Genomic DNA, 12,620 nt, shown 5'->3' with positions numbered 1-12,620 from the left:
AAAAATCCGATTAAGAATGCTTAATCGGATTTTCTTGGGCTATTTAACTTAATGCAATCCTTAAGTGAACAGCATTACGATTAAAGGCCCATTTTTTATACGCCAAGATGAGTACATAGTTAACATCTGTAGTAAAGATCATCTATCACGACATAAGATTCAATGGCTTGCTTGAACATCGAAATACCGCGATTCTACTTGGCCTTTTCGATCTGCCACAACTAACTGATGCGATCCTAATGGCGGCACGAAGTGCCAGCTACGATCACTAATTGGTTGCAAAACACCATCTAAATACCAGAAAAACGGCCCCTCGCCGCCTGATACACTGAGCTTAAGAGACAACTTTCCATCTTGCGTAAATCGTTGACCTGACTCCACCCCCTGTAGACTAAGACCGGCTTGCAAAGGCGGCTCACCATTAAGTTGACAGCGAGGGTCTAGAGCTGGAATACGTGATTCACGCCGGAATCCAGCTGCTAACCATGGTTCAAGCGGTGCAGGCCAAACACTTGTGTTGAAGGTATAAGTACCAATACCACTTGGTAAATTACAGGTAACCGGGACACGCAACCCGAGATCTTGACTGAGCGTTAAATCGACAGAAGGCGACACAAATGCTTGCTCCTTTTGACGCGTACTGTACCAAGTAATCGGCATAGTATTGTCTAACACCCAAGCAGAACGATGTTCATCACATATATCGCTAGCAAAACCCTGAGGCCAACAGATGTCTTTTTGCGTTACGGATATTGGTTTCGCCTCCAACATACCACTTGACCCACCAAGCAAACGCGTGACCTGACGTAATAAAGGCACGGCGGTTACACGACCATAATGCCCCGTTACGGGTAGATTGTCTGGCCGCCCAATCCAAACCCCGACCGTATATTGACCTGTGACGGCGATTGCCCACGCATCACGATAGCCATAACTGGTACCTGTTTTAATGGCCATATTTTGATCACCCTTCATGACGTTACGTATAATCCAAGCGGCCCCCTCACTCAGCATAGTCTTGGTCTGAGATGGATCGGATACCTGATAGCGCAGTGATTGACGTTTACCTTGATTACCAAATGCTGTGTAGGCGCTGACTATGTCCTCTAGTCGCATACCAACGCCACCCAACGCGATTGATAAATTGGGGCGCGCGCCATCTGGTAAAAACATGGGTAAATCTGCTTCACTAAAGGCTAAATATAAACGTGCTGCCCCTAACTGCTCTAACACCTGAACAGCGGGCATATTAAGACTGCTTCGTAATGCGTCACTGACTGCGACGGGACCACGAAAACCGCCGTTAAAATTTTCCGGGCGGTAGTCGCCGAAGCTCAACGGTACATCCATTAATAAAGATTCACTGTGAATCAGGCCATCATCCAATGCTAAACCATAGATAAAGGGTTTCAGGGTGGAACCTGGAGAGCGTATCGCTTGGTTCATATCAACAAATCCAAATCGCTCGGTGGACGAAAAGTCCGCTGATCCGACATAGGCTTTCACTTTACCCGTGGTGTTTTCCACGACCAGTGTCGCCGCTGATACGTGGCGGCCTATGCCGCTCACATGGCGTTTAACTAACCCTTCGACAGCACGCTGCCAACGCGGATTAATATAGGTTTCAATTTTGTTTGAGTGGCTCAAATTCGCTAGCCTGCGTGCTAGCAAAGGCGCATGCATAGCGTGTTCTAACGGTAATACCGAAACCCTTTCTATGATCGCATCGTCAAATCTTGCAGCATTCCAAACCCCTTGCTCAACCAAACGCTGCATCAGTTTATTACGGGCTTGCAGTGCTCGTTCAGGGTGTCGATCGGGGCGGTAAAAAGAAGGTGCTTGAGGCAAAATCGCCAGCAGTGCGGCTTGAGCGTCCGTTAACGACTCAGCGCCATAGCCAAAATAGTTCATTGAAGCGGTTTGTACGCCTTCTAATGTGCCACCGAAAGGCGCGTGATTCACGTAATAGTTGAGAATGTCGGACTTGCTGTAGTGCGCCTCTAGTTGCAAAGCACGCAGGATCTGCATCAGCTTTGCAGATATAGATCGCTTAGCGTATTGAGGGTAACGTATTCGCGCCACTTGCATCGTCAGCGTCGAGCCGCCGGATACGATTTCACCGTTGCGCAACCATTGCCAACCTGCTCGCATGAGCGCTATTGGATTAACGCCGGGGTGCTGGAAGAAATACTGATCTTCGTAACCCACAAGCGCTTCGATATAGTTGCTCGACACGGCATTTAGCGACACAGGGTAACGCCAAACGCCTTGCCGATCTGCGAATGCACGCAACACCGAGCCGTCTTCAGCTAACACCACTCTACTTTGGTCACGGGAAGCCAAATCCACTGGCCAAAAGTAATCGAGACACAAAATCAGGCTCAGTAGGAAAATCACACCACCGAGCCCATATTGCAACAGCCTGGTCACGGTAAAGAAGGCACCACTGTTAAGATCGGTTGTGCTGCACTGCTGCCTTGCAGTGCAGGTCGGTACATATCTTCTGCGATCGCATTAGGTACTTGGTATTGCCCTGGCGTAACCGCTCGTAATAGATAGAAGAGTTTCACAGGCTTGCCTTTCTCAAGTCGCAAGGCCGCAACGTAACGATCATCCTGATAAGAATCGTATTGCACTGGCGCACCGTACTCGAAATAGCGATCTAGATTCACACTGCCAATCTGCAAGTCACCCAGCTGGACATTTGCGTTGTCTAAATTCTGATTTTCTGGCTCTAATCCAGCAGGTAGAAGATCGACGTACAGAGCATCATTTATGGACTCTTCAGTGGCCTCAAGTGTCGCGGCGGAAATCACAAGCTGCCCACTTTTTACTTGATCTAAATTTAGCATCTTGCCGTCTAAATTATAGTAATCACGAGTCACATGAATACCATGAGTAGACTGTTCAGGAGCCGATACAGGCGCACCTTGATACACAGCACTGACAAAAAGACGCTGATCGCCAGCTTTGACCGCTTTGAGTTGCCTCATATTTGTTTCATTGAGGCGATAACGTGCAGCGCGTTCTGTGGTAACCGCTTCCTCCTTGGCATCCGTAAGCCATGTGAATTGGTACTCATCAGCATCGGTCCATTGACTCGCAAGACGCAGTAATGCAATACGGTCCTGTGTACTCAACCAACGACGCAGCTTTAGTGCCTCAAACAGCATTTGGTAACGGCTACTTTCGTTACGCCCCATTTCCTCTGCCAAAATTAGCTTCAAGGTAAGATCGCGCAAGCTTGAACCGTAATCGCCATAATAACGTTGACTAGAGCGCTCATATTGCCAAGCTTTAGCGTAGCTTTCGTCAGCTCGATCATGATCTTTCAATCGATCAAACGCCGCAGCCAAATGCATCCAAGCCAATCCAGACTCGGACATTGCTTGATCTGAAACCTGATCCAGCAAACGACGCACGTCACTCAAACTGGCACTGTTGGCTTTTGCCAACACATAAGCCGAATATGCACGATAACCAAACTCACTGTAACTTGGAGAATCACTCCAAGCGATGGTCTCTCCTTCTTGTTTTAAATAGGTGGTTAGCCGAGACAATGCGCGTTTCAATACGCCTTGATCCACCTCGAAGCCAGCTTTACGAGCATCAACCATCAACTCTGTTGCATAGACTGTTCCCCAGCGACTTTCTTCTGAGTTACGCTGCCAATAGCCGAAACTGCCATTTTCCTGCTGCTTTTTATAAAGTCGAACAAGCCCCTGCTCAAGTTGCTCAGCACGAAGTTCATTGGAAAACGCTTGATCCACTTGGCGGTTAACATCGCCTTGCAATTGATAGTAATCGACCACCGCTTGGTCCATTAACAGCCATGGATACGTGCTGCTGGTCGTTTGCTCAAGGCAACCATAAGGGTACTGCAATAAATATTGTACATAGGCACTGACATTCAAAGCAGGACGATTGGACAAGGTCAAAAAGCCCGTCACGGTCTGTGATTGTAAATCCCCAAGATTAAAGTCCGGCTGCCAGCTTTGTCCCACTGAAATCTCAGCGTAGTGGCTTCGGGTCGGCCAGCTATACGGGCTGCGAACGCCCAGTTTCCAATCGCGTGACACAGCAATACCATTGCCATTGCTGACCGTTAAATGGACACTGGCTTGACCTTGCTGTTGTCCGCCTTTAACTGGCAGCGTTAAGACTTTCTTTTCTCGATCCGAAAGGTCAATCGTCTGTGTTAATGCGTCTGCCATAAGAGGTCCTTCGACCCAAGCTTTCACCTCAAACGTTTGCTCAGTGCCCGACATATTACGCACATCAAACGTTAACTGAGAGGTGTCATCCATCGCTAAGAAACGTGGCATAGAGACTTGCGTGACCACTTTATCCGCCACAATGGTTTGCTGCGTGGCATTACCGTAACTGCGATCGCCATACACAACCACCATCCACTCTAATCGTCCATTGAAGTTGGGAAGATCGAAGCGTATTTCTGCTTTGCCTTTTTCGATGGCAACAGGATGGCTAAAGTAAGACACAATTTGCACATCACTTTTCGGTTTTTCGCCACCACGTGTTAAGTCATCTTCGGCCGCCGCTCTCTCAAACATATCCCCACCAAAACGCTGACGCACGGTGTCATAGCCAAGGTTATTGATGATGTCGTCATAGGTGTCGAATATATCCGTTTCATAACGGCGTTGACCATAAAAGTAACGCTGAGGATTCAGTGGTTTAAAGCCAGTGATATTGAGAACACCACGATCGACTAACGCGACCGTAGCGTAAAGCTTTTGATCCCCTAGCTGATCGATATTAGTCACCTCAATCTGCGCAGTGATCGCTTTGTTTGGCTCCGTACGTTGAGGCACATTAAGTGCTATTTCTGCGATAGAGTCGTGACGTAATATCGGTAAATGCAGCACACCCAACGCTCTCTCTGGTGCCAATTCCGTGACTTGATCAGCCGCATTAAGTGCCAACAAGGTTACGTATACATCATGACGATTCCAATCCTCATCGATGTCGAGCGCTAAGGTATTTTCACCTTTTGCCAAGCTCACCATCTGGGTATGCAATACACCATCGGCAGATTCAACTGTCAGTCGAGCGTCCCCACCTATAGGCGACTCCACTAGTAGATTGGCTGTTTCGCCCGGTGCGTAATGGTCTTGATCGAGCCCCATATCAATCTGTGTAGGCTTCATGCGATTAGAACGATTACCGCCGTACCACCAGCTGCCAGTCGTTCTAAAATAATACCGAGCGACCGCACCAGATTTAGACTGGGCCTCTAAGTAGTATCGTCCCCAATCAAGTTGATAATTTTGCTCAATGCCTGATTTCTCAGCCGCCACATTACGTAAATCAACCAGCGTTGATTCATCACTGTATTCGCGATACCAGCCACGACTGGCATCGTACTCCCAGTGATAATTCCAACCATAACGATAGAGCTTCAATTGCAGATCATCTGTCACCGGCTGACCATCGGGGCTGACACTGCGCAATAAGAAGGTGACTTCCTGATCTTCATCGGCGGGCAAGGATGAAAGTGCCTTAATGCCGGGTAATTTATCACGGCCCGTCATACGAACAACCTTTTGGTGGCGAGTGATAGGCCGACCACCACTTTCATAAACACTTGCCGAGACCGTTAAATCAAGAGGAACTGAAGCCCCTTGCCAGTGATCAGGAATGTCTAGTAACCCCGCCCCTTTTTCATCCAAAGTACTACGAGGGATGGTCATGCGGCGTTGCTTCGGCTCGTACCTTTCATCACCAAATACGGTATCTGGATACTCTTCAAATACCATTTGAGTTGCTTTCGCCGTGATGATCGCGTCGACTTGGTTACCCGACGCAGGCGCGCCATATAAATAATCGGCTTGAATAGGGACGGTCAAAGCATCAGGCTGCACACGTCGCTGCACCGAGCGATCGCCATCATAAAATTGCAATGCCAGCATTTCTGGCATGAAATCTTCTACTTTGAAGCGATAAGATTGATGAAGCTGCAGTCCTTCAGAGCTCACTTGTAAGGTCCAAGTGCCCATGGCCGCATTCTCTGACAACTGATGTTCGAATTCGATGAGACCGGTATCATCTACTTGGCGCATTTGACGAAGGACTTCTTGCCCTTGCGCATCGAGCAGTACCAATTGCAATGCTTGGGCTCGCATCTTTTGACCATCGTAATCGCGAAGTAACGCATTCACATTAAGCGTTTCGCCCGGTCGATAAAGATCTCTCGGGCCGTATAAAAAAGCTTGGGCACTTTGATGTCGTAGGTTGCTGTTATTAAATTCGGAAAGGTCTAAGCCGTTATATTCTAAGTTTAAGAAAGCAACTTCATCGCCCTGAGTTGCAATAACGTATTCGGGGGTTTTATCAAACACATGTTGGTAAACCCCTGACTGATCTGTTCGTCCCAACTCTGAGGCGCGTTTTTTATCTCGATAAATAAACTCTAACTCTATGTTAGCGCGTGGTGAGGCCGTTTTGATTGAGTGCGTAAAGGCTATTAACTGCTGATCCAAACGACGTACCTGCAGCCCAATATCTGTCAAGGCAAAAAACGTGGTGGCATAGGAATAGTCAAACTGACGAGGATCTTTAGCGACTGCGACAAAAATACCTTGGTCATACTTGTTTACCACTGAGGAGATATCTAGATTGACTGTGCGTCGCTGATTGACATGCGCTTCGACCGGAAAGAATGCGGTGTGTACTAATTCAGACGATTGGCGCAAGGTATCTAAATTATAATAATCTACGTTGCCCTCAAAACCTTGCGAGTTATATAGCTGGTTTAAAAAAGCGCGTTGATCCGTGACTCGAAAAACTTGTAGCTGGACTTCAGGCACATTTATGACAGAAACAGGTAAACCGCCAGCTAAGTCAGCATTAATAAAATTCCCCTGACCAGAGAAATTAACCGACGCTTCATAGGCTTTTGTTGTCAGCGTGCGCGTCAAAGGAAAGTCGGGCTCAGATTTTCCCTCTGCATTAGGCTCATAGAGACTTAAACGAGCACCAGATTGGGCTTGCAAACGTTTCGACACATTGACTTTGTAGGTAGTACTGGCGTCCACAAAAGGCAACACCCACGTTTTTCCATCCTCTGTAATCCAACGGCTGCCTTGTTCAGGTTCAGGCGTTAGAGACACATAAGACGATAAGTGGGTATTGGATCTAATGGCTTGAGTAAACGTTAACTGTAAAGCGGGAGCTTGATCGTAACTGACTTCTGAAAAGCCCGTTAGATAGTAAGGCGTCGCTGCGCTAGCCTCATCGAGGTTAAAACAAAGTAGTAATAAACCAAATAATACAGCACGCAATCCTTGCGCGCTCCCTGCTTGTTTAGTCTGCATAATCATTCCCTAGCTTCTAGTAAAGAGTCTATTGAATGCTAAGCTCATTCTTTTAAGAAAGCGATTACACCGTCTAATTTTTTACGTAAACTTTGCACCCAATGATGGATTCACATTACAGACCGATAGTCTCCAACAGTACAGCCGTTTTCTGTAACGGACCAATACCATGAATATCCGTTTCCATAAGTGGTAAATGGTAGTGCGTGCAATGGGTAAACCGTTGCTCAATCATGTTTAAGTAACTTTGCTCAATTAAACGTCGCTGTGCCAAAAAGTCACCAACGTCTTCAGCAGGTAACACACGGTTAACTACAACGCCAAACAAAGGTATGCCATTTTCTTTATACGTCTTAGAAATACGTTCAGAGGCGTAAGTAGCACGCTTATCTGGCGTAATCGCCAGTAATAAGGCCGTATTTTCTACGTCTTGAAAACGCTTTAGGCTACGCTGATAAAAAGAACCCTGTTCATCAAGCGACCCCGACTCATCTTGATTAGAAAAGCGCTTGAGCAAACGTAAAGCATAGTCACTCGGCGCCCAATCAAGAATAATCGTGTCGTAGTACTCTTCCGCGTCGTCTATCAGTCGACCAATTCGTTCCAGTACCGCAATTTCTATCAATTCAGGCGACCACTCAGAGAGCGGCTTTTGCTGAGCTATGCCGCCTTCAATATACGTTTTTACGGCCGCACTCGGGGCAATTTCCAAAGCATGAACGCCAGCACACACCGCAGCACCCGCTTCCCCTATTTGCCAATCAAAAGCATCACTTAAACTGTTTGCTGAATCGGCTGATATCACTAATACACGCTGTCCTCGACGGGACAATAACAAAGCCAGAGCTGCGGCAAGAGTGGTTTTCCCTACGCCATGGTGCCCACCGACTAAAATCAAACGCTTATCTGTAATAGATGACATCATGGCCTCAATTCATTTCTTAACTACAAGCTGCAACTCAACTACTGTACGAAGTCTTTGGCGCTGACCGCACTTACCGAATATTAAGACGTCTTACTCGGAGCACGATTCTGAGAGCGGCTACGATTCGGAGTTCGCTTCGGTGCATCACCTGACTCAGTTTGCGGTTTTGGTCTGCGCGCGGCAGGTTTCGAAGTGTTCTGACCCTCAGCAGGCTTTCTGTCTTGCGGTTTACGCGAAGGCGCACGCTTTGCATCAGACGATGGCGCTCGATTAGAGCCTTGCTCTGGCGATTGCGACTTCGGTTTCTTAGGCTTTTTCGGCTTACTTGGACGTGTGTCCAATTTTGATTCTGGTAATGGCTGAGACGGTTTGAATTTCGTTTCAACACTTCGCGGAATCAGCTCACCGATGACACGTTCAATAGCAAACAACTCTTTGGCATCTTCACCGGTCACAAATGATACAGCATGGCCTGTTTCACCGGCACGACCCGTACGACCAATACGATGCACATAATCTTCTGGCACTTTAGGCAAATCAAAATTCACAACATACGGCAGTTGATTAATATCAATACCACGCGCAGCAATGTCCGTTGCGACCAGCACTTTCACCTCACCTGACTTAAAGTCAGCCAATGCTTTAGTTCGTGCCCCTTGGCTTTTGTTACCATGAATCGCCGCCGCACTAATACCGGTACCATTTAACGCCGTCGCAATACGGTTTGCACCGTGTTTGGTTTTCGAGAAAACCAAAACCTGACGCCAACCTTCTTGCTTAATCAAATGCGTCAGCAACTTCAGTTTATTGGCCTTATCGACTTCAAAGACTTGATGAGTAATGGACGTGGCTTTGGTATTCGCTGGGGATACAGAGACTTCAGCAGGATCATTCACCATACGCGCAGCCAATTCTTTAATCGGCGCTGAGAAGGTCGCTGAGAACAGCAAGGTCTGACGCTTAGGCGGTAATAACGCCATGATGCGTTTTAAATCATGAATAAAGCCCATATCCAACATGCGATCGGCTTCATCTAATACCAAAATCTCAATTTGATTCAGTTTCAGAGCATTTTGGTTATGCAGATCCAACAAACGCCCAGGTGTTGCAACCAATACGTCTACCCCCCCACGCAGTCGTTGCATTTGCGGGTTGATTTTCACACCGCCGTAAACCACAGCGCTTTTCAAAGGTAGATGTGAACTGTACAAAGCAACGTTATCGGCCACTTGCTGAGCCAACTCACGAGTTGGCGTTAACACCAATGCACGTACCTGATTGTTACGGGCGCTGGTACCTTTCAATAGGTTCTGCAACATCGGCAATGTAAAGCCCGCTGTTTTACCGGTACCGGTTTGCGCAGCCGCCATAAGATCTCGACCTGACAGCACCACTGGAATGGCTTGCTCCTGAATAGGGCTTGGAGTGCTGTACCCCTTTTCAGCTAAGGCTTTCAAAATACGGGGATCTAGGCCAAGTGACTCAAAATTCATAGATATTCTCAATTGATACAAAGGCGCGAAGCTTAACCTTTGTGGGCAAAATATGCGAAGGATTTTGAAAATGATTGGGCAGCGATAGGTCACTTGGCGACCAAAACAGTCACCCTAGTAGAAAGCCAATAAATGACTCGCTCGCTAGGGCTCAAAAACTTAATGGTATTGTTCGCTTGCCACGTCTCCCCAGAGCTCTTCGACACGGCTATCACGACCACAATTAAAACGATAAAACTTATAACGTAGACTATTTTTTAAGTAATAGTCTTGATGATAGTCTTCTGCCAGATAAAAGGTTTTAGCGGGCATAATTTGCGTTACGATTTTGGCATCAAAGGGTTTATCCATAATCATTTGGTAAAGTGATGCTTCAAATTCGTCTTTTTGCACTTCAGACTGATAAAACAGCCCTGTGCGGTAGGGCTCACCCTTATCACAGAACTGACCTTTGGCATCCGTCGGATCGATGGTGCGCCAATAGTAATCCGTCAGTTCTCGCAAACTTATAATGTCATCGTCAAAGGTAATTCTGACCGCTTCATAGTGTCCGGTTTTTTTACCCGATACTTGCTGGTAAGTTGGGTTAGCAACATGGCCTCCGGTGTAACCAGATACCACATTGATCACCCCATCAATGGCTTCAAAATCTGATTCAACGCACCAGAAGCAACCTCCAGCGACAATCATTGTCTGCTCAGCAGCGGATACCGTGGGCGTTAATATAGCTGCGCCAACTATCATGGCACTGCTTAAAATTGTACGTTTCATGTTCTGTCCTCACATGCTTGCAAGCCTTGCAAGAACAGCGTTCACTACAAGCTTGCGGCTATTTTGGTTCCTTGAGCAATGGCTCGTTTGGCATCTAACTCTTTCGCCACATCGGCTCCGCCGATTAAAGTGTACGGCTTATCTAATCCTTCACATAAGCGACGATCTGAATCCTGACCCGCACACACAATAATTGTGTCAACGTTTAAACAAGTCTGTTCACCATCACGCGTTAACCAAAGGCCTTGATCATCGATATGAGAGTAATTGCAGCCAGAAAGCATCTTGACGCCATGCTTATTGAGCTGTGCTCGATGTATCCAGCCCGTCGTTTTGCCCAATTTGGCGCCCACTTTCGACGATTTTCGTTGCAACAAATAAATTGTACGCCGTGGCGATGCGCTTGGTTCATTTTGCGTACTATGGTCGTTAAGACCGCCGCGATGCTGCAAAGTTTGGTCAATTCCCCACTCTTCAGAAAATTCGGTGTCCGTCTGGACACGCTTATCTTCTCCTAAGAGGAATTCAGCGGTATCAAAGCCAATACCACCCGCGCCAATAATCGCAACCCGCTGGCCTACAACGACGCGCCCTTTCAGCACATCTAAATAGGAAACCACTTTCGAATGCTCGATACCCTTAATATCAGGTGTTCTAGGACGAATGCCCGAAGCAATCAAAACATGGTCAGCGTTCGATTCATTGAGTGATTGAACATTGGCGTTAGTATTTAGACGTAGCGTCACGCCCAAATCTTTCAGTTGATACGTAAAATATCTTAATGTCTCACTAAACTCAGACTTTCCGGGGATGGTCTTCGCCACATTAAACTGTCCGCCAATGCGATCATTGGCGTCGATCAAGGTCACTTTATGCCCACGTTTCGCAGCGGTGGTCGCTGCCGCAAGACCTGCTGGCCCTGCACCAATCACGGTGATATACCGTGGCTCTTCTGCCGGCGTAATCAGTAATTCTGTTTCATGACAGGCTTGTGGGTTCACTAAACAACTGGCGATTTTGCCTTCGAATACATGATCTAAACAGGCTTGATTACAAGCAATGCAGGTATTGATCGACTCACTTTGCTGGTGCTGAGCTTTATGGACAAAGTCGGGGTCTGCTAGAAACGGTCGTGCCATAGACACCATATCTGCTTGGCCTTGTGCCAGTACCTGCTCAGCAACCTCTGGCGTATTAATACGATTCGTTGCAACCACGGGGATAGAAAAAGCCTCTTTGAAATATTCTGTCACCCATGCAAAACCTGCCCTGGGCACACAGGTCGCAATGGTTGGAATACGGGCTTCATGCCAACCAATGCCGGTATTAATAATACTGGCACCCGCCTTCTCAACCGCTTGTCCAAGTGTCATCACCTCTTCTACGCTCGAGCCACCTTCGACTAAATCCAACATAGATAGCCGGAAAATAATAATGAAATCTGTCCCCACCGTTTGGCGAATACGCTCTACAATGGCCACTGGCAAGCGAATACGATTCACATATTCTCCTCCCCAATTGTCGTCACGCTGATTGGTTCGTTGACAAACAAATTGGTTAAGTAAGTACCCCTCGGAGGCCATTACCTCAACACCGTCATAGCCTGCTTGCTGAGCGAATACGGCCATATTTACAAAGTCATTAATTTGTTTTTCGATGGTTTCGTCGGTTAACTCATGGGGTGTAAATTGATTAATTGGCGCTTGGATAGCTGAAGGTGCCACTAAGTTTGGGTGGAACGCGTAGCGGCCCGTATGAAGAATCTGTAAGCAGATCTTACCGTCTTCTCGGTGTACCGCTTCAGTTACCTTTTGATGGACCTCTAATCGAGGAGGATGATAGGGAAATGGATAAGGAGAGCCTTCCGCATTGGGGCTATAGCCTCCTGTCACGATTAACCCCACCCCGCCACGAGCACGCGCGCTATAAAAAGCGGCTAACCGATCCCCATCTTGGTCAACCTCTTCTAGCCCCGTATGCATGGAGCCCATTAGGAAGCGATTTTTCAATGTGGTAAAACCAAGGTCTAACGGAGTAAAGCTGTGTGGATAGGCGTTGTTATTGTTATTTGGGTGTGACATGCATGACGCTCCAGTG

The 12,620-nt window shown here is 47.3% G+C and carries 6 protein-coding genes; all 6 read right to left on the bottom strand.

The window, feature by feature from the left end; all coding sequences use genetic code 11:
* Positions 1–159 precede the first annotated feature (159 nt).
* Positions 160–2,430: a penicillin-binding protein 1C gene (gene pbpC / locus AYW76_RS17000; RefSeq protein WP_067223438.1), complete on the bottom strand. Its 2,271-nt coding sequence runs from the start codon at positions 2,428–2,430 to the stop codon at positions 160–162.
* Complete coding sequence (locus AYW76_RS16995) at positions 2,427–7,334, bottom strand: alpha-2-macroglobulin family protein (protein ID WP_067223434.1); 4,908 nt, start codon at positions 7,332–7,334, stop codon at positions 2,427–2,429. Before AYW76_RS16995 ends, pbpC begins: the two co-directional genes overlap by 4 nt.
* Before the next feature lie 115 nt (positions 7,335–7,449).
* A complete protein-coding gene (locus AYW76_RS16990; RefSeq protein WP_197467850.1) occupies positions 7,450–8,259 on the bottom strand; it encodes an ArsA family ATPase in 810 nt (269 codons plus the stop codon).
* Positions 8,260–8,339: 80 nt separating this feature from the next.
* Complete coding sequence (locus tag AYW76_RS16985) at positions 8,340–9,752, bottom strand: DEAD/DEAH box helicase (RefSeq protein ID WP_067223427.1); 1,413 nt, start codon at positions 9,750–9,752, stop codon at positions 8,340–8,342.
* A 159-nt stretch (positions 9,753–9,911) separates the two neighbouring features.
* A complete protein-coding gene (gene msrA / locus AYW76_RS16980; RefSeq protein ID WP_082866291.1) occupies positions 9,912–10,523 on the bottom strand; it encodes a peptide-methionine (S)-S-oxide reductase MsrA in 612 nt (203 codons plus the stop codon).
* Between the two features lie 44 nt (positions 10,524–10,567).
* Positions 10,568–12,604: an NADPH-dependent 2,4-dienoyl-CoA reductase gene (locus tag AYW76_RS16975; protein WP_067223423.1), complete on the bottom strand. Its 2,037-nt coding sequence runs from the start codon at positions 12,602–12,604 to the stop codon at positions 10,568–10,570.
* Between the last annotated feature and the right edge of the window lie 16 nt (positions 12,605–12,620).

The sequence above is a fragment of the Marinomonas gallaica genome (assembly GCF_001639745.1).
In the GTDB taxonomy this organism is placed as follows: domain Bacteria; phylum Pseudomonadota; class Gammaproteobacteria; order Pseudomonadales; family Marinomonadaceae; genus Marinomonas; species Marinomonas gallaica.
Note: the sequence above shows the minus strand (reverse complement) of the source record. Positions and strands in the feature narration are given on the sequence as shown.